The sequence below is a fragment of the Hymenobacter actinosclerus genome (assembly GCF_900111515.1).
In the GTDB taxonomy this organism is placed as follows: Bacteria; Bacteroidota; Bacteroidia; order Cytophagales; family Hymenobacteraceae; genus Hymenobacter; species Hymenobacter actinosclerus.
Genome location: NZ_FOHS01000003.1, coordinates 162,769 through 185,307, shown reverse-complemented (window position 1 = coordinate 185,307; position 22,539 = coordinate 162,769). Strand labels below are relative to the sequence as shown.

Sequence of the window (22,539 nt, the reverse complement as noted above, 5' to 3'; positions counted from 1 at the left end):
AGACCCGGTTAACCGGGCCGGCTGGACTCGCCAAGGTAATAGCCGAAGTGGCAAGGTGCTACTGTTTTCGAAAAAAGCGCGGGTTTTGTTGTCGGCCAGCGCGTTTATTGGTGCTCAAAAACCGCAACGAGCCCCGGCCGTGGGGCCGGAGCTCGTTGCAGAGGGGGAGTTGTCGGGTAACGGGGTTAGCCGACAGCGGCAGCAAAAATTACTGCTTGCTGATCTTGTGCGAAGTGAGGGTAGCGCCATCCTGCACCAGCACCACGTAGTTGCCGGCGGGCAGGGTGCGCAGGCTGAAGTTGCCGGCAGCGTCCGACGAGCCTTTCAGCACGGTGCGGCCCAGCAGGTCGGTTACCGTTACGGCAGCCTTGGACGTGCGGCCGGCCACGCGAATCGTCAGCTGGTCGGCGGTAGGGTTGGGGTACACCAGCACGTTGCCGGCATTCAGGGCCGATTTCACGCCGGTAGCCGTGCCAGCGCGCAGCGAGAAGTCGTCAACGGCCAACAGCGCGTCGGTGCCTGCATTATCGGCGTCCTTGAAACGGATCCACATGGTTTTGCCGGCAGCCCAGCTCAGGCCGCTGATGCTACCGGTTACATTGGCCGAATTAGCAGCAGCGTTACCATCAAGAGGAGTGCCACCAGTATTGCTGTTAGCTACTTCCTTAACATCAAGCGCGGGTACGGCAGTCCAAGTCCCGCTGTACAGGTTAGTAGCATCGAGACTGTACTCAAAAGCCAATATCTCATTCTGGTCGTCGCGTGAACCTGACTTCCATTGCTCCGTTCGGAAGGAAATAGTGAGGCTGGTAACGGCGGCGGCGCTGCCATTGGTGAAGGCTGCACCGAAAGCAGGTATCGTACTGCCCGAACCAATGGAGCCCAATGCGCGGTCGGGGTCATTCGTTGAACCTACGTTGTACGTACCACCCGAGTTAGCTTCACCAGCGGTAACACTTAAGTCAAGTGGAGCATTGATGGCACCATTAGTCCCGCTACCTCCAAGGCGTACAGCGCCCCAGCCAGCGGGGTAAGCCATACCAGCCGTGCCCATGCCGTCGAAGTTCTGGGTGTAGGGGGTCGTGCCGTTGAAGCTAACGGGGGTGACCGTTTGAGCGGTAGCGGCGGTGGCAGCGAGGCCCAGCGCCAGGCCCAGCAGCGAGCGGAACCGGTTGGAAGAAGTGTAAGCGTGTTGCATGGGACAAGAAATTGAAGGGTGAAGAAACAGAACACGTACTTTTGAGCCCTAAAGATATCAGTTTACGGGCGTACGTTGCAACACGTAAGCGGCCCCAACGATGTTACCGTTTTTTTAACCCCAGCTCCGCCTCATGGCTACCTCCCGCATCGAAGAGTACAAGGCCGCCGCCGACCGCCGCCGAAAGCGTTTCGCTTACCTGACCGGCATTTTCGGCCTGCTGCTCATCACGTTCTCCTATTATTTCTACCAGGTTTTCTTCGAGGCCAACATTGAAACCAAGGGCCGGCCCACCTACGTCACCATCCGGCCCGGCTACTCGGCCAAACAGGTGCTCGACTCGATTGATGCCAGCGGTGTGGTAGTTGACCGGCTCAGCCTGCACTTTGTGGCCCGCCTGATGAAGTACGACCAACTGGTGAAGCCTGGCCGCTACGAGCTGAAAGACGGCTATACCAACCGCCAGCTCATCGGCGACCTGCGTACCGGCCGCAACCGCCTGCCCCTGCGCCTCACCTTCCAGAGCCTGCGCCTGCGCCAGGACCTGGCCCGTCGCCTGGGCGAAGCCATCGACGCGCCAGCGGCCAAATTCGACTCGCTGCTGAGCTCGCCCACCTACACCAAAAGCCTGGGCTTCGACACGCTGAGCATCCTGACGATGTTCATTCCGAACACCTACGACCTGGCCTGGAACACTTCGGCCGACAACCTCATGCAGCGCATGAAAAAGGAGTACGAGAAGTTCTGGACACCCGCCCGCGACGCCAAGCGCAAGGCGCTGGGCCTGAGCCGGGCCGAGGTGAGCGTACTGGCCAGCATCGTGGAAGCCGAGCAGCAGCAGCACGCCGACGAGCGGCCCCGGGTGGCGGGCGTGTACCTCAACCGCCTCCGGCGCGGCATGAAGCTCCAGGCCGACCCCACGGTGGTATTCGCCAACCAGGATTTCACCATCAAGCGCGTGCTCAACAAGCACCTGACCCTGGATTCGCCCTACAACACCTACAAATACAACGGCCTGCCGCCCGGCCCCATCAACCTGCCCAGCATTGCCAGCATCGACGCCGTGCTCAACCCCGAGGAGCATCAGTACCTCTACTTCTGCGCCAAGGACGATTTCAGCGGCTACCACGCCTTTGCCCGCAACGAGCAGGAGCACCTCGTCAATGCCCGCCGCTACCAGGCCGCCCTCAGCCGGGCCGGGATTATGAAATGAGTTGTTAGTTGTCAGTTGCTAGTTGCTAGTTGCCAGTTGTCAGGCCGTTATAATATCAAACTGTCAGCTGGCAACTGACAACTAGCAACTGGCAACTAGCAGCTGACAACTAGCAACTGGCAACTGACAACTAGCAACTGACAACTATCAACTGTCAACTGAAAAATGTATCAATCCGACACCCACATCCGCGTGCGGTACGCCGAAACCGACCAGATGGGCTACGTGTACCACGGCAACTACGCGGCCTATTTTGAAGTCTGCCGCACCGAGGCGTTCCGGCAGCTGGGCATCAGCTACAAGGCCCTGGAGGCCGAGGGCGTGGGCATGCCGGTGGGCGAAATCCGGACCCGCTTCCGCCGCCCCGCCCGCTACGACGACCTGCTGACCGTGCGCCTGCTGCTGCGCCAGCCGCCCGAGGGTACCCGCATTCTGTTCGAGTACGAAATCTACAACGAGGCCCAGGTGCTGCTCACCGAGGGCCACACGCTGATGGTGTTCGTGAGCATGGCCACCGGCCGGCCCGTGCCCATCCCGCCCGATATTGCCGCCAAGCTGGCCCCGTACTTCTCCGACGACGAAACCGCCGGCCCCCTCACACCCCCCGAAAACCCCACCGATGCGCCGGCGCCCGCCGCATTTCTGAGTTAGCCAGTTGGTGAGCCCGCCTGTCATCCTGAGCCGAGCGAAGGACCTATACGGGAGCTGACTCCAAAAGAGAATAGCTTCTGTCCAGGGCCTTCGCTCGGCTCAGGATGACAGGCGATTTCCTTAACTTTCTACCTTTCCAGTTTCCCAGTTCCGCCAATGAAGTTTCCCGTGCGCCGGTACCATTTGCCCGATGTGCAGCGCCGCCGCTCGTACCGGCAACTCATCGTGTGGCTGAAGAAGCTGCGGTTTGCCCACGGCCGCGCCTCGGTGTATGATGTGGTGGTGCAGCTGATGCAGGAAATCAAGCTCGACGGCATTGCCAAGCGGGCCAGCTACATGGCCTTCAACTTTACTATTGCCATCTTTCCCACCATCATCTTCCTGTTCACGCTCATCCCCTGGATTCCGGTCCCGCACCTCGACGAAGACATCCTGCAGTTCCTCTCCGACCTGATTCCGAAGGAGATGTACCAGGCTATTTCGGGCACGATTGAGGACGTGGTAACCATTCAGCACGGCGGGCTGCTCTCGTTTGGTTTCGCCACGGCGCTGGTGCTCAGCTCCAACGGCATCATGGCCCTGCTCGACGCCTTCGAGAAGAAGTACCCTAGCTTTAAAAAACGCACCTACCTGCGCAAGCGCGTGATTGCCACGCTGCTCACAGTGGTGCTGACGGTAGTGTTGCTGATTGCCGTGACCGGCATCTTCTTCGGTACTTATATCATTGATACACTGGTGTATAAGGAGATAGTGCCCGAAGCCCTTAACGATCAGCTAACGACCACGTTACGCTACGGCTCGGTGGTGTTCCTGTTCCTGCTCACTACCAGCCTGATTTACTACTACGTGCCGCCCGTGCACGACAAATGGCCGTTCGTGTCGGTGGGGGCCATAATAGCCACGCTGCTCATTTTTCTGGTGTCGTTCCTGTTTATTCTCTACGTCAAGATTTTCGACAGCTACAACCACTTCTACGGCTCGGTGGGCACGCTCGTGGGCTTTATGGTCTGGCTCGATTTCGTGTGCATGACCCTGATTCTGGGCTTTGAGGTAAACGTGAGCATCGACGCCGTAACGGGCGGCTTTAGCCGGCCTGGTTTCTTTTCGCGCCGCCGCCGGCCGGATGCCAAAACAATTAAGGCTTGATTGTGAGTAGGGTAGGGCCGGCCGAAAGAAAAATTTCGCGCCATGCCTTGTTCGTTTCCGAATCATAGCTAATTTTGCCATCCCAAACCACGGTATTGGGACCTTCCAGAGAGGTGGCAGAGTGGTCGAATGCGACGGTTTCGAAAACCGTTATACCGGCAACGGTATCGGGGGTTCGAATCCCCCCTTCTCTGCGGATTGAATTGAAGATTAAAAGTGAAAAATTAGAAATGGTGCGTTTGGCCGTCCTGGCCAATTTCTTAGCCACCTTTTTAATTTTTCACTTTTAATTTTTTTAAAGAGGAGTGGCAGAGTGGTCGATTGCGGCGGTCTTGAAAACCGTTGAGGGTTAAACCTCCGGGGGTTCGAATCCCTCCTCCTCTGCAGGCAGTTACTGCCCTGGCCGCTGGTTACGGCGGCAGGTTTTTAGAAAAGCTCTTCGGCTACTGCCGAAGAGCTTTTTTTATGTAAGCCTACTCGCTTACTGCTCAGGTTGATCGGGCAGGTGGCCAAGGTTATCTTTGTGTTAAGTGGCTTTCTGCAACCCAGCGCGGCTTATTTTTTGCTGAATACCCGCTGCACTTTTTCTGCATTATATGTCCCAAGTCCTGTTTGATGTGAACCTGCAGCAGCTGCCCGACGAGTTCCTGACGGGCGTGTGGCGGGTTGCCAGCCGGGTACTCAACCAAACCGACCCCGCCAGCCTGATGGCCTGCGCCGAGCAGCTGGCGCTGGAGCCGGGCCGGGTGCGGGTGGAGTGCCCCGACCAGCAGGACCAGGGCAGCTGGGAAGTACTGCGCGACGAGCTGCTTAACCGGCCTTACCTGGCCCTGGAGCTGGGCCGGGAGCAGACCCGCGCCCTGGTAACGCGGCTGCGCCGTTCGCGTACCGGCTCGGAGAGCCACCTGAATCTTTATTTTCAGTCAGGCATGGAGATGCAGCTCACCCAGGCCTAAGTTTTTCGTTTGCTTTTCGCTCGTTTACCCATGGTTCCTGCTTCCCTTAGTCCCACACCCGCCGATTTCAGCTTCCTGGCCGAGCTTATTCCGCAGCTGGTATGGGCCACCGACCCTACCGGCTACCACACCTACTTCAACCAGCGCTGGACCGATTACACCGGCTACACGCTGGCCGATAGCGTCGGCGACGAGATGTGGAACAACCTGCTGTACCCTGACGACCGGGAGCGGGCCCGCAAACGCTGGAGCCGCTCGCTTGCAACCGGCGAGTTCTACGAAATCGAGTACCGGTTCAGGAGCAAGGACGGGGACTACCGCTGGTTTCTGGGCCAGGCCGTGCCCGTGCGCGACGAGGCCGGCAACGTTGCCAAATGGTTCGGCACCTGCACCGATATTCACGACCAGAAAATGCAGGAGCTGGCCCTGCGCAAGCGCGAGCAGGATTTCACAACCCTGGCCAACGCTATACCCCAGCTGGCCTGGATGGCCGATGCCGAAGGCGCCATCTTCTGGTACAACCAACGCTGGTTCGAGTACACCGGCACGGAAAACCACCAGGAGCAGACGATGGGCTGGAACTGGCAGACTGTGCATCATCCCGACCACGTGGAAGCCGTGACGGCGGGCTTCCGCCGCGCCATTTTCGAGGGCCAGGAGTCGTGGGAAGCCACTTTCCCGCTCCGCCGCCACGATGGCGAATACCGCTGGTTTCTGAGCCGCGCGCTGCCCGTGCGCAACGAGGCCGGCAACGTGCTGCGCTGGTGCGGCACCAACACCGACATCACCGAGCAGAAGGAATTGCAGGAGCAGATAGAGCGCGCGTACTCTGACCTCGAAGCCAAAATCATGTTCCGCACCCTGGATTTGGAGCGCGAAGTGCAGGAGTTGCGGCAGAAGCTGAATGGGTAGTAGTAAAAGCACTGTCATTCAGAGCGGAGTGAAGAATCTGGCGGGCAACGGTAACTCTGTCGTCAGAAATTACTGTAGCACGCGAGATTCTTCGCTCCGCTCTGAATGACAGTGCTTTTACTACTAACCAGTAACCAGTAACCAGTAACCACTAACCACTATCCATTACTCGGCATCCTGGCCCTTTTTCAGCTCGGCGTCCAGAAAATACGCGCCGTGGCGGACGAGGCGGGTGGTATCGGCGCCAGCATCGAGCAGGGTAACGGCCACGTCGCCGTTTTCGGAGGGGCCGGTTTGCACGCGGTAGCGGCGGTAGGCGCCGGGCTTGGTTTGGGAGAAGATGTAGCTGAACTCGCCGGCCTGCACGATGGCGTCTTCGGGCAGGGTGCGCTGGCAGCGACCGGCGGTCTGGATGTGGGCCGACACGTACTGGCCGGGCAGCACGTCGTCGCGCTCGGGTTCGAGGTGGGCGTGCACGCTCACGGTGCGCTGGGGGCCATCGTTGAAGGCCTTGCCCACCAGAAACACCCGCGCCACCAGGTCTTCGTCGGAGCCCCGGCTGGGGATTTTGAACAGGATGCGCTGGCCGACTTTCACCCGCACGATGTCGCGCTCGAATACCTTCAACTCCAGGTGCAGGTCGGAGCGGTCGACCACCTCCACCAACACGTCCTGTGGGTTCACGTACTGGCCGGTGTTCACGTTGACAGCCTTCACGTAGCCGCCGATGGGGGAGGTGAGGGCCACGGTGGGCGTAATGTCGCCCCGGTTGAGGCGGCCCAGTGGAACACCCAGCATCTTGAGTTGAGCGGTGGTAGCGCGCAGGGTAGCCTGCTCGGAAGCATAGTCGGCGCGGGCCTGCTGGAGCTTGCGCTTGGCCCCCACATCCTCGGCATCGAGGATTTTCTGGCGTTCCAGCTCCTGGGTTAAAAACTGCACCCTTGCCTTGCTTTGCAGGTACTGCTGTTGCAGCTGGATGTAGTCGGGGTGGCGGAGCACGGCCACGGTGCCGCCTTTACTGATGCGCTGGCCGGGCAGCACGGCTACTTGCTGGACGTAGCCGCCCATAATGGCCGAAATGGAGGCCATGTTCTGAGGCGGCACGTCAATTACACCGTTGGCCTGCACGTCGGAGGTCATGTTCTTCCAAGCGAAGACCCCGGTTTCAAGCCCGGCGGCCTTCGCCTGGGCCGGACTGAGGCGCACTTCGTCGGGGCTGGCGGGCGGAGCGGGCTGTTCGGTAGCGGCTTCGGGTTCGGTAGGCTGGTTGGGGCCGCAGGCGGTCAGCAACAAGAGCAGGAGAAGGGGGGCGTAGTTCATGAGGAGGGGTATTTCTGGCTATTGTCATCCTGAGCGGAGCGAAGGACCTTATCACGCAATAACGACTCGTTGTTCCGTGGTAAGGTCCTTCGCTCCGCTCAGGATGATAGGTGTTACTCATCCCGGCCCGTGAGCAGCAGCAGTTGCAGGGCCAGGTCGTTGTAGTGTTGCAGCTGGTCGAGGTAGGTGGCGCGGATTTGCCAGGCGGGCTCGGTGTTTACCACGTATTCCACGTAGTCGATGTCGCCGGCGCGGAAGCTTTTTTCGGCCGTGTTAATGATGAGGCGGGCCTGGGGCAGGGCAGTTTGCTCGTAGTAGCCGAGTGAGGCCGTGGCCCGGCGCAGGCGCTGGCGTAGGCCCGCCAGCTGCCCGCCAAGCTGGGCCGTGGCGTAGCGCAGCTGGGCGTCGGCGGCCTGCTCGCCGATGCGGGCGGCGGCAATGCGGCTCCGGTGCGCCCCGCCCAGCAGCGGCAGCGCCACCCCGGCCTGGGCCACGTGGAAGCCAGTTTCGCGGTTGATGGTTTGGGTGAAGTAGCCCAGGCGCAGGTCGGGCAGGCGGCGCAGCTCCTCGACCCGGGTCTGGCGGCGGCTCACTTCCCGCTCCTGTTCCAGCAGGCCCAGCGTGGGGTTGGTGGCTGCCGTGAGTCCGGCTGTATCAGCGGCCGCTAGGCGCACGCGGGCGTCGGCGGTGGTGTCGATGAGGGCCGGCGGGGGCTGGTTGAGCAGTACGGCCAGCTGCTGGGTTAGCACCTGCTGGTCGGTGAGCAGCAGGGCCTGGCGGTTTTGCAGCTCCCGCAGCCGCGCCTCGGCCGACACCTGCTCCAGGCGGTTGGTGGCCCCGGTCTGGTAGCGGATGCGGGCGGCGCGGGCAGCGCGCTGGTAGAGGCTGTCCTGGCGGCGCAGCAGCGCGGCGCGGCGGTAGCTGAGCAGCAGCTCGTAGTAGGTGCTCCGGATGGAGTAAGCCAACTCGCGGCGCTGCTGTCGGCCCCGCTGCTCGGCCGTGCCTACCTGGCTTTCCAGCAGCCGGCGCTGGGCCGTGTACACGCCCGGCAGGGAGGTTTGTTGCACGATGTTGAACGTGTGGTCGCGCAGCGGCCCCGAAATCTGCCCGTACTGGTAGTCGGCCACGGTGCGGGGCAAATCGTAGCCGGTGCGTGTGAGCACCCGCTGCTGCTCCACCAGCAGGCCGCTGGATTCGGTAAGCAAACTCTGGCGCAGACCGGTGCTCAGGGCCTGGCCGAGACTGAGCCCGCCAGGAGGGCCGGGCGGGGCCGGGGGCGGCAGCGTGCCGGGCGTGTTCTGGGCGCGTAAGGTGGCCGGAATCAAGAACAGAAGGAGCAGGAGGAGGCGCATGTTTCTAGTGTGGAGAATGTGCGGAAGGTGGTTAATGTGATAGGGTATAGTAAATTAAGGTTAGAGCTAGCAGCTAGCTCCCCTCCTTGGAAAGGAGGGGCTGGGGGTGGTTGAGGATGATAGAACGATGACTGGCTTTAGAAACTGATGGGTCGTTCTGACGAATCAACCACCCCCAGCCCCTCCTTTCCAAGGAGGGGAGCTAGCTGCTAGCTTTAGCATCTTGCTCATGCTCAACGGCATCCTCCTGTTCCATCCCCACCCCGTGGTTTTCCCTGGCCTGGGCAATGGCTTCCGGCGTGGCTTCGCCGGGGCTGGGCTCGCCGTCCTGGGTGAAGAAGGTGTAGAGCACCGGCAGCACCAGCAGCGTGAGCAGCGTGGCCGTGAGCAGGCCGCCGATGACTACCGTGGCCAGCGGCTTCTGCACCTCGGCCCCGCCGGAGGTGCTCAGGGCCATCGGCAGGAAGCCCAGCGAGGCCACGGCGGCCGTGAGCAGCACCGGCCGGAACCGCTCTTCGGTGGCCCGGCGTACCCGTTCGTGCACGCGCCCGATGCCGGCCAGGGCCAGCTCGTTGAGGCTGGCTACCAGCACGATGCCGTTGAGCACGGCTACCCCAAACAGGGCGATAAAGCCCACGCCGGCCGAGATGCTGAACGGCATATCGCGCAGCCACAGCGCCAGCACGCCCCCGATGGCGGCCAGCGGGATGCCGGTGAAAATCAGGCCGGCCTGCTTGAGCGAGCCGAAGGAGAAGTAGAGCAGCAGGAAAATGAGGGCCAGCGACACGGGCACGGCCACGGCCAGGCGCGACTTGGCCTGTTGCAGGTTCTCGAACTGGCCGCCGTACTCCAGCGAGTATCCCGGCGGCAGCTTGAGGCCGGTATTCAGCCTGGCTTCAATATCCTGCACCAGGCTTTCCACGTCGCGGTTGCGCACGTTCACGCCGATGTTGATGCGGCGGCGGCCGTCGTCGCGCGAGACCTGGGTGGGGGCGTTACGGAAGCTGACGGCGGCCACTTCTTCCAGGGGTACTTTCTGGCCGCCGGGCAAATCCACGTACAGGCTCCGCAAATCCTGAATGCCGCGGCGGTGCAGGGTGTCGAGGCGCACCACCAGGTCGAAGCGCCGCTCGCCCTCGTACACCTGGCCCGCCACATCGCCGGCGAAGGAGGTGCGCAGCAGCGTGTTCAAATCGGCTACCCGCAGGCCGTACTGGGCCAGCTTGGCGCGGTTGTAAGTAACGCGCAGCTGGGGCAGGGCGGCAATCTGCTCCACTTTCAGGTCGCCCACGCCGGGCAGGGGCCGGATGAGGTCGGCGGCCTGGCTGGCTTTTTCGAACAGCAAGCCCAAATCGTCGCCGTAAATCTTGATGCTGATGTCGGACTTCACGCCCGAAATCAGCTCATTAAAGCGCATCTGAATGGGCTGCTGAAACTCCATGCTCACGCCCGGCAGCCCAGCCAGGGCCGCGGCCATTTTGTTGGCCAGCTCCTCGCGCGAGCCAGCCGAAGTCCACTCGCCCTGGGGCTTGAGCACCACAATCTGGTCGGAATCCTCCAGGCTCATGGGGTCGGTGGGAATTTCCGATGTGCCGATTTTGCCCACCACCTGCTCCACTTCCGGAAATTTCTCCAGCAGAATTTTCTGCACTTCGGTGGTGGTGGCCACGCTCTGGGCCAGCGACGAGCCGGGGGCCACGGTGATGTTCACGGCGAAGTCGCCCTCATCAAGCTGCGGAATAAATTCGCCCCCGAGCCGGCTGAACACCCAGCCCGTGAGCACCAGCAGCGCCAGCGCCCCGGCCAGCACCGCCCCGCGCCAGCGCAGGGCCCCGGCCAGCAGCGGCGCGTAGCCCCGGTACAGCCGCCGCATAATGCGGTAAGCCAGCGTGCCTTCTTCCTGGATATCCTTGCGCAGGGCCCAGGCCGACACGGCCGGCACGTAGGTCAGGCACAGCAGCATGGCCCCCACGATGGCGAAGCTCACCGTCAGGGCCATGGGCCGGAACATCTTGCCCTCGATGCCGGTGAGGGCCAGAATGGGCAGGTAGACGATGAGAATGATGAGCTGGCCGAACAGGGCCGAGCGCATCATGCGGCTGGCCGAGGCTTCGGCCACCTCGTCCAGCGTCTCACTGGCGGCCCGCGCCCGGAAATGTACCAGGTGGAAAATCATGGCTTCCACGATGATGATGGCCCCGTCCACTAGCAGCCCGAAGTCCAAAGCGCCCAGGCTCATGAGGTTGGCCGACACGCCGAACACGCGCATCATGCCCAGCGCGAACAACATGCACAGCGGAATCATGGACGCCACCACCAGCGCGGCCCGCCAATTGCCCAGCAGCAGCAGCAGTACCAGCAGCACGATGGCCCCGCCTTCGAGCAGGTTTTTGGCCACGGTGGCAATGGCGGTGTCCACCAGCTTGGTGCGGTCGAGGAAGGGGCGCACGAACAGGCCTTCGGGCAGCTGCTGGTTGATGTCGGCCACCCGCGCCTTCACGCCGGCAATTGTGCTTTCCGAGGACGCGCCCTTGAGCATGAGCACGATGCCGCCCACAGTTTCGCCCTCGCCGTTGCGCGTCAGGGCCCCGTAGCGCACGGCGTGGCCGAAGCGCACGTCGGCCACGTCGCGCACCAGCAGCGGCAGCCCGGCGCTGGTTTGCTTCACCACCATGCTGCCCACGTCCTGCAACGAAGTAGCCCGGCCCTCGCCCCGGATGAAGTAGGCGTTGCGGCCCCGCTCCAGGTACGAGCCGCCGGTGTTGCCGTTGCCGGCTTCCAGGGCCCCGTACAGCTCCCCCAGGCTCACGCCCAGCGCGTTCAGCCGCTCGGGGTTGATGCTCACTTCGTACTGGCGCACGAAGCCGCCGAAGCTGCTCACGTCGACCACACCGGGCACGCCGGCCAGCTGGCGCTTCACCACCCAGTCCTGCACCTCGCGCAGCCGGGCCAGTGAAAACTGTTTTTCGTAGCCCGGCTTCACGCCCAGCGTGTACTGGTAGATTTCGCCCAGGCCGGTGGTGATGGGGGCCATTTCGGGGCGGCCCAGGCCCGCGCCCAGGTCGGCCTCGGCGGTGCGCAGCTTCTCGGCCACGAGTTGGCGGGTTTCGAGCGTGGGCACGTCGTCGTCGAACACCACGGTAATGGCCGAGAGCCCGAAGCGCGAAATGGACCGCACGCCCGTGACGCCCGGAATGGTGCGCAAGCTCAGCTCCAGCGGAATAGTGAGCAACTGCTCGACCTCCTGGGCGGCCAGCGCGGGGCTTTGGGTGATAACCTGGACCTGGTTGTTGGTAACGTCGGGAATGGCATCAAGGGGCAGGTGCAGGGCCGAGTAGCTGCCCCAGGCCACTAGGCCCACGAGCATCAGCACCACCAGCAGCTTATGCCGCACGCTGGCCCGGATAATGGCAGAAATCATTTTATTCAGCTGTTAGCTTTGAGCTATTAGCTGTTAGCTTCCGTTCAACGGAGCATTCATCCATAAGCAAACAGCCGGTCAGTATCCGTCGAACGAAAAGCTAACCGCTGACAGCTAAGGCTAACAGCTAATAAGATAAGAACACACTGCGCCCAGGGGCGCGGCGGCTTACGCTCGGGGCGGCTGGAGCAGGGTGCGGCTCACGCTGAAAGCGTAGAGTGAGCCGGGCGCGGGCCGGTAGGCAGCGGCGGGCCAGGCCAGGGGCGGGGCCGGGGCCGATACGCGGGCGGCAGCGGGCAGCACGAAGCTCACCAGCACGCAGTTGTGGTGGTGCTGCTCCAGGGGCAGCTTCTCGTGGTCCTGGGCGTCGCGGTGCGAAACCGGATTCTGGTGGTGGCTGGCGCCCTGGGGGCCGTAGTGCAGGGCCAGGAAGGCCACCACCGACAGGTCGCCGCCGGCCAAGGCGCGGTGGTAACGGTAGTGCTCGGCCAGCTCGGGCAGCTTGGCCAGCTCCGAGAGGTCGTGCTGGGGCAGCAGGCTGCCGAGCAACATTACAAAACCCATCAGAAAGGCAACAACCGGCTTCATCACGCCAAAGGTAACGTGCCCGGCGTCGGGTTGTTGGCGAAAGCCGTTTTTTGAAGCAAATTTGGAATCGGTCTGAAAACTGCCAGCGACCTGGGATGCGGCACAACCTCAGCCTTGGCAGCGGCGTAAGGCAGGCAGCTAACCGCTGCGCACTATGCCCGGCCCCGGCGCTTTTTATGTTGAAATGGTATTTCTGCGCGGCGCTGCTGCTGGCCGGGCTGCTGGCTTCGCGGCCGGCCGCGGCCTACTCCGTGCTCACCCACCAGGCCCAGGTTGATTCGAGCTGGACGCCCTGCCTGCTGCCGCTATTGCAGCAACGCTACCCCGGCGCCACCGACGACGAGCTGCTGGAGGCCAAAAGCTACGCCTACGGCGGCTCTATTCTGCAGGACATGGGTTACTACCCCATGGGCTCGGAGTTTTTCACTAATCTAACCCACTACGTGCGCTCGGGCGACTTCGTGCGCCACCTGCTGGGCGAGGCCCGCAGCCGCAACGAGTACGCCTTCGCCCTCGGGGCGCTGGCCCACTACACCGCCGACCTCGCCGGCCATCCGCAGGGCACCAACCTGGCCATGCCCAAAGTCTACCCCGACCTCAAGGCCAAGTTCGGCTCCCCCATCACCTACGAGCAGGCGCCGCACCAGCACACCCAGCTCGAATTCGCCTTCGATGTGGTGCAGGTGGCCTCGGGCCGCTACCGCACCGCCGACTACCAGCGCTACATCGGTTTTCAGGTAAGCAAGCCGCTGCTGGAGCGGGCCTTTCTGAAAACCTACGGCCTGGAGCTGGGCCAGGTGATTTTCAACGTGGACTTAGCCATCGGCTCGTTCCGGTTTGCGGTGCGCAACCTGATTCCGCTGGCCAGCCGGGCGGCCTGGCAAACCCAGAAAAAGAAAATCCGGGAGCTGAGCCCGCGGGCCCGCCGCCGCGAATACGTGTACAAGGACAGCCGCCGCGCCTACGAAAAGCGCTACGGCAACACCTACGAGCACCCCGGCTTTGGGGCGCGGGTGCTGTCGTATTTTATCCGGGTGCTGCCCAAAATCGGCCCGCTCAAGCCGTTTGCCTTCACGGTGCCCACGCCCGAGGGCGAGGAGCTGTTCAAAAACAGCTTCCGGCAGGCGCTCAAAGACTACTGCGGCCTGCTGGGCAAGCAACCCCACGACTCGCTGGCCGCCGTGCCGCCGCTGCCCAACCGCGACTTCGATACCGGCAAAGCCACCGCGCCGGGTGAATATGCGCTGACCGACAAAACGTACGGCGAATGGCTACGCAAGCTCGACGCCAGGAAGTTTGAGAACCTGACGGCCAATCAGAAGAAAAACCTGCTCGCCTTTTTCCAGCACCCCGAAAAAGTGGCCGTGGGGGCCGGCGACGACAACGACGGCGACATGAGCGAAGAAAAGGGCGGTAAGGAAGAAGCCAAGGACCGCGCCCAGCTGCTGGAGGCCCTGCAGGCGCTACGGGCCGCCACACCGGTTGATTCCACGCAGCGCTAACCCATCAGCCAGTTTACGGCCTCGCCCTCGTCCAGAAACAGCTGTAATTGATAGCTGGGGTGGGCGCGGGCGGTGGCCGTGGTGGCGCGCATGCCGCCGTCCTGTTCCAGCATATCGGCGCGGGCGGGCGAGAGCAGGTAGGCAATGTGCAAAACGGCCGGGGCGGCTTCGGCGGCCACTGATGGCAGCAGGGTGGTGGCCACCCAGCCCGAGGAGGCGGCATCGAGCTCGGTCCGGCGGCGCACATCCACCAGCCAGCGGGCCGCGCCAAAGCTGTAGCTCATCTCGCGGGCGGCCCGGAAACCCTCCTGCACTTCGGCAAAAGAAACTGCCCGCAGCCACCGCACCACCAGCGTGGCTAAATCGGGGCGGTACGATAGGTTCAGATAGTCGGAGGTAGCCGGAAGGGTAGGGAGCATGACTGCAAAATTATACGTATCCCGGAAATAGCCTATGGTTGCGCTTGGCCTTCCCGTACCAGCCCGCTGCTGAGGCGGCGCAGCACAATTTCGGCCTGCTTGGCCTGGTAGCGGATATCGAGCAGGCGGGTTTCGGCCTGCAGCTGGGTGCGCTGGGCCTCGCGCAGGGCCAGCGGCGTAAGCAGCCCCAGGCGGTAGCGCTCCAGGGCAATGGCCACGTTCTCGCGGGCCAGCAGAATGTTGGACTCTTCCAGTTCGAGCAGCGCCAGCCGGTTCTGGTACTGGGCAAAGGCCTGCTCGGCATCGGCCGCCAGCTGCAGCTGCAGCTGGTCGAGTTCCAGCCGGGCCTGCTCTTCGCCGATGCGGGCGTTCTGCTCCAGCCGGTTTTTGTTGAAGCCGTCGAAGATGGGAATGGTGGCGACCACTCCGTAGTTGAAGCCGTTGGTGTACGAGGTAGCCGTGCCCAGCTCGCGGGTGCCGGGCAGAAACGAGGCCCCGTTGAAGCTACTGTTGCGGCTGTAGCCCGAGGTGAGGCCCACCCGCGGAAAGCGCGAGGCCCGGACCAGCCGCCGGTCGTAGTCGGCTACGGCAATGCTGGTGCGGGCCTGTTCGAGGCGGGGGTTGTACTGGCGAATGGCCGTCAGCACGGCGTCGCGCTCCAGGTCGCGGGCCACCACAATCGAGTCCAGGGGCCGGAAATCGATGCCGGGGGGGCGGCCCAGCAGCGCGTTGAGATTGATTTTAGCAGTTTTCAGGGCTTCCTGCTGCTGAATCAGAGCCGAGCGGTCGGCGTTGTAATCCACGCGGGCCGTCAGCACTTCCACCTTGGCACTCACGCCCACGTCTACCCGGGCCTGGGTCAGGTCGATGCGGGCCTGGCCGATTTTAAGGGCTTCTTCGAGCGAAGTAATCTTGCCCGACTCGCGCACCACCACAAAATAGGCATCGGAAATGGCGGCCACGGTTTCCTCCACCACCGCCCGCGTCAGCTGGCGCTGGCCCTGCTCCAGGGTCCGCAGCCGGTCGTAGGCGATGAACATGCCCAGGCCATCGAAAATAGTCCAGGTGCCCGCCACGTTGGCCTGCAGCTGCTTCGACGAAACGTTGTTGGTGATGCGCGGGTCGCCCTGGCTGAACTCCTGGCGCTGGTTGTTGCGGTTGAAGGTGCGGACGAAGTTGCCATTGACTACCGGCAGCTGGCCGGCGTTGCCGCGCGTCACGTTGTTTTCGGCCACCCGCACATCCTGCTGCGAAACCCGGATGGCGTAGTTGCTCTCCACACCCAGCCGGATGGCCTCGGCCAGCGCAAGGGGCGGAGCCGGGGCCACGGTTTCGGGCTTCTCGGTCTGGGGCTTGCTCTGGGGCTTCCCGGTGGTTTCGCGCCGCGAAGGCAGCACCGGCTGCTGGGCCAGGGCCGGCAGGCCGGTGGCGGTGAGCAATAGCAGCAGCGAAAAGGAACGGAGTGACATTCAGAGGAAAAGTAGATGTTGCCGGGCAGGCGGGTTGCCTCACCCCCTAGCCCCCTCTCCAGGGGGAGAGGGGAACTAGCTTTTAGATTTTTTAGAACTGGATAAAAGGCTAGAATGCTGGATATAAAATTAGAATCTGGTTCCTCTTCTCCCCCTGGAGAAGGGGCTAGGGGGTGAGGCGCTACGCTGCTACTTTCTCAGGCTCGGGCTCGGCGGCCGACTTGTGCTTTTTGGCGGTGGCAAAGTACGAGTACATCACCGGCACCACGTACAGCGTGAGAATAGTAGCGAAAAACAGGCCGCCCACCACGCCAATGCCCATGGCCCGGCGGCTGAGCGCGCCCGCGCCGGTGGCCATGGCAATGGGCAGAATACCCAGAATGGCGCACAGGCTGGTCATCAGAATCGGCCGGAAACGGGCCGTGGCGCCTTCTACCAGCCCGCTCATGTAGTCCATGCCCTGCTCCACTTTCTGGTTGGCAAATTCGACAATGAGAATACCGTTTTTCGTCACCAGCCCAATCAGCATGATGATGCCGATTTGGGAGAACAGGTTCAGCGTCTGGTTGAAGTACCACAGGCTCAGCAGCGCGCCGCTCAGGGCCAGCGGCACGGTGGCCATGATGATGACCGGGTCGCGGAAGCTTTCGAACTGGGCAGCCAGCACCAGGTAAATCAGCACCAGCGCCAGCCCGAAGGCAAATACCAGCGAGGAGGAGCTTTCCTGGAAGTCGCGCGAGGCGCCGGCCAGCTCGGTGGAGTAGGTGTCGTCGAGGTTTTTGTCGGCAATGGCCTGCATGGCGGCAATGCCGTCGCCCAGCGTTTGGCCAGGGGCCAGCGAGGCCGAGAACGTGGCCGCGTTGTAGCGGTTGAAGCGGTAGAGCTGCGGCGGGGTACTGCTTTCGGTAAGCGTAATCACGTTATCGAGCTGCACGATTTCACCGGTCCGGCTTTTCACCGACAGCAGGCGCACATCCAGCGGCTGGCTGCGGTCTTCGCGGGCCACCTGCCCGATAATCTGGTACTGCTTGCCGTTCTTGATGAAATAGCCGTAGCGCTGCCCGCTCAGGCCGGCCTGCAGCGTCTGCGAAATATCCTGCACCGACACGCCCAGACTCTGGGCCTTGTCGCGGTTGATGTTTACGCGCAGCTCGGGCTTGTTGAATTTCAGGTCCACATCCACGTACTGGAAGGTGGGGTCCTGGCGGGCGGCCTCCAGAAACTTGGGCACGGCCGTGCGCAGCTTCTCGAAGTCCTGGGTCTGGATAACAAACTGCACCGGCAGGCCGCCGCCCCCGCCCGAGCCAATGCTCTGGTCCTGGCTGACGGAGGTGCGGGCGGCAGTCAGGTCCTTGACGCCGGCGCTCAGCGCGTCGGCTACCTGGCTTTGGGTGCGGGTGCGTTCATCGGCGTCCTTGAGCAGTACCCGGGCAATGCCCGAGTTGGAGCTGCCCGACCAGCCCGGCGAGGTAACCGTGAACAGGCTGCTCAGGTCGCTGCCGGCCGAGTCGCGGGCCAGCTGCGTTACCTGGCCCATGTAGCGGTCCATGAACTCGTAGGAAGCGCCCTCGGGCCCGGTAGCGTTCAGGTTGATGCGGCTGCGGTCTTCTACCGGGGCCAGCTCCGACGGAATGGCACCCATGAAAAACCAGATGCCTACGCCCGTGCCCGCCACCACCAGCCAGGCCATCCAGCGGTTGCGCAGGAAGGTTTCCAGGCTGCCCCGGTAGCCGTTGATGACGCGCTGGAAGAAGGGCTCGGTTTTGCGGTAGAACCAGTTGTGGTTTTCCTGGCGCTTGAGCAGGCGCGAGCACATCATGGGCGTGAGCGTGAGCGAAACGAAGGCCGAAATCAGCACCGAGCCGGCCACCACAATGCCGAATTCGCGGAACAGGCGGCCCGTAATGCCAGTCAGGAACACCACTGGCAGGAACACGGCGGCCAGCACCACGGTGGTACTCACCACGGCCATCAGGATTTCCTCGGAGCCCTTGATGGCGGCCTCGTGGGGCTCCTCGCCGTCCTCGATGCGCGAGTAGATGTTTTCCAGCACCACAATGGCGTCGTCCACTACCAGGCCGATGGCCAGCACCACGCCCAGCAGCGTGAGCACGTTGATGGAGAAATCCATCAGGTACATCACGAAGAAAATGCCAATCAGCGACACCGGAATGGCCACAATGGGGATGATGGTGGAGCGCCAGTCGCGCAGGAACAGGAAGATGATGATGACCACCAGCACGAAGGCCTCGATGAGCGTGTGCTCGACCTCGCTGATGGATTTGCGGATGAAGATGGAGTAGTCGATGGCCTGGCGCAGCTCCAGGTCGTCGGGCAGGTCTTTGCCGAACTGGGCAATGCGCTTGTTGAACTCGTCGGCAATGTCAATCTGGTTGGAGCCGGGCTGCGGAATAACGGCCAGGGCCACGCCCGGCACCCCGTTCACCCGGAAAATCGTCTGGTCGTTTTCGGGGTAGAGCTCGGCGTAGCCGATATCCGACATGCGCACCAGCGAGTTCGCGTCGCGGCGGATAATCAGGTTGTTGAATTCCTCGACCGAGGTGAGGCGGCCCATGGTGCGCAGCGTGAGCTGGGTGGCCTGGCCCTGCACCGAGCCGCTGGGCAGCTCCACGTTTTCGCGGGCCAGCGCCTGCTGAATCTCCACCGGGCTCACGCTCAGCGCCGACAGCTTCACGGGGTCGAGCCAGAGGTGCATGGAGTACTTTCGCTCGCCGTACACCCGGATTTCCGACACGCCCGGAATGGTTTGCAGGCGCTCCTTGAGCGTGTTGTTGGCGTAGTCGGTCAGCTCCAGCAGGGTGCGGCGGTTCGAGCTCAGGTAAGTGAGCACAATGGGCTGCGAGTCGGCGTTGGCCTTGCTCACGGTGGCCGGGTCCATGTCGCGGGGCAGGCGGCCCTGCACCCCCGACACCTTGTCGCGCACGTCGTTGGCGGCCGTTTCCAGGTCGGCATCGAGGTCGAATTCCACCTTGATGCTGGCCCGCCCGTCGCGGGAGTTGGAGGTCAGGTTTTTGATGCCCTGCACGCCGTTGATGGCTTCTTCGAGCACCTCCGTTACCTGGCTCTGCATCACGTCGGCCGAGGCGCCGGTGTAGCTGGCCGACACGCTGATGATGGGCGGGTCGACGCTCGGGTATTCGCGGATGCTCAGGTAGCGAAACCCAATCACCCCGAAAATGACAATCACCAGGCTCATCACAAGGGCGAGAACCGGCCGGTTTATGCTAGTGCTGGATAGACTCATGAGGTATGGCGCGCAGTGTCGTGGCTGGGGATGGGGTGCGCGGGGCGCGGCGGCATGGTCGGGCGGGGCGGCGGGGCTCCGGGTTGGCCGCTGCCAGGGCCTGCGTGGTAGCTATTTGATAACCCGTACCAAGTCCCCTGGTTTGACTTGTAAAATGCCGGTCCGAATCACCGAATCACCGATGCTCAACCCGTCAGTTACCTGAATCAGCTTGTCGGAACGCATCCCGATTTTGATTTTGCGGGGTTCCATTTTGCCGTTTTTCACGGTGTACACGCTGTAGCCGGCCGCTTCCGGCACCACGGCTTCGGTGGGCACCTGCAGGGCGCCCTCGGTCTGGCCGAGTTCGAGGTTTACTTTCACAAAGGCACCCGGGCGCAGCTCGTTGCTGGTGTTGGGGTAGCGGGCGCGCACCGTCTGGGTGCGGCTCACCGGGTCAATCTGCGGGTCGAGGGCGTATACCTTGGCTTTGTACTTGTTGTTGGAAGCCTCATCGGTGATGGTGATGGGGTCCTGGAGTTTCACGAGGCGGGCGAAGCGCCCGGGCACGGCAAACTCTATCTTCACCGGCTTCACCTTGGAAAGCGTGGTGATTTCGGTGCCGGGGCTTACGTAGGTGCCCACGGTGGCCGTGGTCAGACCCAGCACCCCATCAAACGGCGACCGAATGGTGGATTTGGCCAGCGTGGCCCGTAGCGCGCCCAGCTCGGCGCGGGCCGTGAGCACCTGGTTGTTCGACTGCTCGTACTCCTGGGCACTGATGTACTCCTTGTCCAGCAGCGTGCGCTGGCGCTTTTCCTGGTCCTGGTAGAGCTTGATGTTGTACTGCTGCTTGCGCAGGGCGGCCTGCAGGTCGTCGGCGTTGATGGTAACCAGCACCTGGCCCTTGCGCACCGGCTGACCCTCGCGCAGGTTGAGGCTGGTAATCTTGCCCGCCACTTCGCTTTTGATGACCACGGCCTCCTCGGCCAGCACCGAGCCGGTGGCGGCCACCGCGTCGGAGAGGTTGGTGGCCTTTACCACATACACCTCTACGGGCAGGGCAGGGCCGGCCTTGGGCGCGCCGCCACCCTTCCCGGCGGCTCCTTTGCCGCCTGCACCTTTGCCACCTTTGGCTTCGGGTGCCGGGAAGTACTTCATTTTGGCGAACACCAGCCCGGCCACGACGGCCAAAGTCAGCACCAGCCACAGAATGCGGCGGCCGGCTCCGCTGGTGCGGGCGGGGGCCACCCGGGGCTCCTCGATATAATCCTGAGTTTGCATGAACAGCAGTTGCGCTTACCGGTGCCGCCGTACCTGGGCTGCCCGTCGCACCTACCACAACGCGCTGCCCCGGCCGCAGGTTTACCCTGCCGGCATCGGATATACATAATGGGGGTAAGACACCGATTCGGCCCCCGGGTTGCGCAGCTGATGAAATAGTAAGCTGGCCGGCCGGGGAGTTGACGCGCAGATTGCGCTAATTGCGCCTCGGGGCCGTTGGGGCTGCCGAAGGGCAACTTCCCGGTTCATCCGCCCACTATTCATCATCTCCCCTTATGGAGCAGCGCAATTTCTTTCAGGAAGTTCACGAAGTGGTGCGGCTGGTGCCGCCTGGGCGGGTAACTACCTACGGCGCCATTGCGCACTACCTGGGCTCGCGGCGCGGGGCCCGCATGGTAGGCTGGGCCATGATGGCCTCGCACACGGCCAACGAGTACGTGCCGGCCCACCGCGTTATCAACCGCAACGGGCAGCTCACGGGCCGGCAGCACTTTGCCACGCCCACCGCCATGCAGGAGGCCCTGGAAGCCGAAGGCATCCGGGTAATCGATGATGAGGTCCAGGATTTCAGGCAGCTGTTCTGGGACCCGGCCACTGAGCTGGAGTAGGTTGGTTCACCTAATCAGCGGCTTACCACGGGTATTGTGGGGTGCGGGGTGTCGGCCATTACCTGGCGGATGGCACCCAGCACTTCTTCGGGGCTGGCATTCTTGAGCAGGTAGCCGTGGGCACCCTCGGTGCGGAGCGAGTCAATCAGCTCGGGTTCGTCGTGCATGGAAATGATGATGGAGCGCACCTGCGGATACTGGCTGCGCAGCAGCCGCACGGTTTGCAGCCCGTCGAGCACCGGCATCTGCAGGTCCATCAGGATAACATCCGGAATAACGCCCTGGTCGAGGCGTTCGAGCAGCTCCTGGCCGTCGCCGGCCTCGAAGAGCACCTCCATGCCGGGAAAGCCGCTGATAAGGGCCCGCAGGCCCTTGCGAAACAGAATGTGGTCGTCGACGACGGCCAGGCGGACGGAAGTAGTACTCATACCAGCGAGGAAATGGAGGGCGGGTTAGAAGCAAGGTAAGGCAGTGGCAGCGAAATCTTCACCGTGGTGCCCTGCCCCGGCGACGATTGGTGCTGCAGCGTGCCGCGCAGCACGCCCACGCGGCTGCGCATATTGGTGAGGCCCAGACCGGTGCGCGTACTGGGCAGCGGCGGCTGGTCCGACTGCGTGGGGTCGAAGCCGATGCCGTCGTCGGAGTAGCGCAGCGTGAGCTCCTCGTTACCAAACTCCACCTGCATCCGAATATTGCTTGCGTGGGCGTGGCGCAGGCCATTGCCCACCAGCTCCTGCACAATGCGGTATACAATCAGCTCGTAACGGGCTTCGAGGCGGCGGGGCGTGCCGGTCTGCTCGATACTTACCTGGGTGGGGCCGTCGGACGGAATGGTGCGGGCCAGGGCTTCGAGGGCGAAGGGCAGCCCGAATTTCTGGAGGGCCGCCGGCAGCAGGTTGCGCGAAATGCGCCGCACCTCACTAATGGCCTGGTCGAGCAGCAGCGTGGCCTCGTGGGTGAGGGCCGGTTGATTGAGCGTGTTGAGGTGGAGCTTGACAATAGCCAGCGTGGTGCCTACGCCGTCGTGCAGGTCGCCGGCAATGCGGCGGCGCTCTTCTTCCTGGGCCAGCAAAGCGGCTTCCAGGGCCTGCTGCTGGCCGTCTTCGTGCAGCTGCTGCATCTGCTGCTGCTGCTGAATGAGGCGGCGCTGGTAGCGCACCACAAAGCCCACCACGCCCAGGGCCAGCAGCAGCAGGATGGGCGTAACGAGAACAAGCGGAAGCAGCGCGTCGGGCATGGAAAGGGGCGGCCAGCAG

At 63.0% G+C, this 22,539-nt stretch carries 18 protein-coding genes and 2 tRNA genes; 9 read left to right on the top strand and 11 right to left on the bottom strand.

The genetic code is table 11. The features are described from left to right. Positions 1–208: 208 nt before the first annotated feature. Positions 209–1,198 (bottom strand): T9SS type A sorting domain-containing protein, encoded by a 990-nt coding sequence (locus BMY67_RS12410; protein WP_092772030.1) that lies wholly within the window; start codon positions 1,196–1,198, stop codon positions 209–211. A 133-nt stretch (positions 1,199–1,331) separates the two neighbouring features. On the opposite strand from BMY67_RS12410, the gene mltG reads away from it, so the two are divergent. From mltG to BMY67_RS12375, 7 genes are all read left to right on the top strand, one after another. Continuing rightward, positions 1,332–2,411, top strand: coding sequence for an endolytic transglycosylase MltG (mltG, locus tag BMY67_RS12405; protein ID WP_092772028.1), 1,080 nt, complete (start codon positions 1,332–1,334; stop codon positions 2,409–2,411). 165 nt (positions 2,412–2,576) lie between these two features. Then, positions 2,577–3,062, top strand: a complete 486-nt coding sequence (locus BMY67_RS12400) for an acyl-CoA thioesterase (protein WP_092772026.1) — start codon at positions 2,577–2,579, stop codon at positions 3,060–3,062. A 156-nt stretch (positions 3,063–3,218) separates the two neighbouring features. Further along, positions 3,219–4,208 carry a YihY/virulence factor BrkB family protein gene (locus BMY67_RS12395; protein WP_092772024.1) on the top strand — a complete coding sequence of 330 codons (990 nt, stop codon included), beginning with the start codon at positions 3,219–3,221 and terminating at the stop codon, positions 4,206–4,208. Between the two features lie 107 nt (positions 4,209–4,315). After that, a tRNA-Ser gene (locus BMY67_RS12390) sits at positions 4,316–4,402 on the top strand. Positions 4,403–4,507: 105 nt separating this feature from the next. After that, positions 4,508–4,592: transfer RNA gene (locus tag BMY67_RS12385), tRNA-Ser, on the top strand. 212 nt (positions 4,593–4,804) lie between these two features. After that, complete coding sequence (locus BMY67_RS12380) at positions 4,805–5,164, top strand: hypothetical protein (protein WP_092772022.1); 360 nt, start codon at positions 4,805–4,807, stop codon at positions 5,162–5,164. A 30-nt stretch (positions 5,165–5,194) separates the two neighbouring features. Beyond that, positions 5,195–6,076 (top strand): PAS domain-containing protein, encoded by an 882-nt coding sequence (locus BMY67_RS12375; RefSeq protein WP_092772020.1) that lies wholly within the window; start codon positions 5,195–5,197, stop codon positions 6,074–6,076. A gap of 165 nt (positions 6,077–6,241) precedes the next feature. Here the strand turns inward: BMY67_RS12375 and BMY67_RS12370 are convergent, their stop codons facing one another. From BMY67_RS12370 to BMY67_RS12355, 4 genes are all read right to left on the bottom strand, one after another. Then, a complete protein-coding gene (locus BMY67_RS12370; RefSeq protein ID WP_177189810.1) occupies positions 6,242–7,369 on the bottom strand; it encodes an efflux RND transporter periplasmic adaptor subunit in 1,128 nt (375 codons plus the stop codon). Between the two features lie 140 nt (positions 7,370–7,509). Beyond that, complete coding sequence (locus tag BMY67_RS12365) at positions 7,510–8,748, bottom strand: TolC family protein (RefSeq protein WP_092772016.1); 1,239 nt, start codon at positions 8,746–8,748, stop codon at positions 7,510–7,512. A gap of 202 nt (positions 8,749–8,950) precedes the next feature. Then, positions 8,951–12,169: an efflux RND transporter permease subunit gene (locus BMY67_RS12360; protein ID WP_092772014.1), complete on the bottom strand. Its 3,219-nt coding sequence runs from the start codon at positions 12,167–12,169 to the stop codon at positions 8,951–8,953. Positions 12,170–12,337: 168 nt separating this feature from the next. After that, positions 12,338–12,757, bottom strand: coding sequence for a hypothetical protein (locus tag BMY67_RS12355; protein ID WP_092772012.1), 420 nt, complete (start codon positions 12,755–12,757; stop codon positions 12,338–12,340). A 176-nt stretch (positions 12,758–12,933) separates the two neighbouring features. Between BMY67_RS12355 and BMY67_RS12350 the strand changes: the two genes are divergently transcribed. Next, positions 12,934–14,259 (top strand): zinc dependent phospholipase C family protein, encoded by a 1,326-nt coding sequence (locus tag BMY67_RS12350; protein ID WP_177189809.1) that lies wholly within the window; start codon positions 12,934–12,936, stop codon positions 14,257–14,259. Here the strand turns inward: BMY67_RS12350 and BMY67_RS12345 are convergent. The 4 genes from BMY67_RS12345 to BMY67_RS12330 form a co-directional block, all read right to left on the bottom strand. Next, entirely contained in the window at positions 14,256–14,678 is a 423-nt protein-coding gene (locus tag BMY67_RS12345; protein WP_092772008.1) for a hypothetical protein, read from the bottom strand. The two genes, BMY67_RS12350 and BMY67_RS12345, sit on opposite strands and share 4 nt — an antisense overlap. Before the next feature lie 32 nt (positions 14,679–14,710). After that, positions 14,711–16,147, bottom strand: a complete 1,437-nt coding sequence (locus BMY67_RS12340; protein WP_092772006.1) for a TolC family protein — start codon at positions 16,145–16,147, stop codon at positions 14,711–14,713. 181 nt (positions 16,148–16,328) lie between these two features. Then, positions 16,329–19,412 carry an efflux RND transporter permease subunit gene (locus tag BMY67_RS12335; protein ID WP_092772005.1) on the bottom strand — a complete coding sequence of 1,028 codons (3,084 nt, stop codon included), beginning with the start codon at positions 19,410–19,412 and terminating at the stop codon, positions 16,329–16,331. 111 nt (positions 19,413–19,523) lie between these two features. Next, positions 19,524–20,675 carry an efflux RND transporter periplasmic adaptor subunit gene (locus tag BMY67_RS12330; protein ID WP_092772003.1) on the bottom strand — a complete coding sequence of 384 codons (1,152 nt, stop codon included), beginning with the start codon at positions 20,673–20,675 and terminating at the stop codon, positions 19,524–19,526. Positions 20,676–20,950: 275 nt separating this feature from the next. Between BMY67_RS12330 and BMY67_RS12325 the strand changes: the two genes are divergently transcribed. Beyond that, a complete protein-coding gene (locus tag BMY67_RS12325; RefSeq protein WP_092772001.1) occupies positions 20,951–21,283 on the top strand; it encodes an MGMT family protein in 333 nt (110 codons plus the stop codon). Between the two features lie 14 nt (positions 21,284–21,297). Here BMY67_RS12325 and BMY67_RS12320 read toward each other — a convergent pair whose 3' ends face one another. Both BMY67_RS12320 and BMY67_RS12315 read right to left on the bottom strand, forming a co-directional pair. Then, the gene (locus BMY67_RS12320; protein WP_092771999.1) at positions 21,298–21,711 is read right to left on the bottom strand and encodes a response regulator; all 414 of its coding nucleotides are present in this window, start codon (positions 21,709–21,711) and stop codon (positions 21,298–21,300) included. Then, entirely contained in the window at positions 21,708–22,520 is an 813-nt protein-coding gene (locus BMY67_RS12315; RefSeq protein WP_092771997.1) for a sensor histidine kinase, read from the bottom strand. Before BMY67_RS12315 ends, BMY67_RS12320 begins: the two co-directional genes overlap by 4 nt. Positions 22,521–22,539 lie beyond the last annotated feature (19 nt).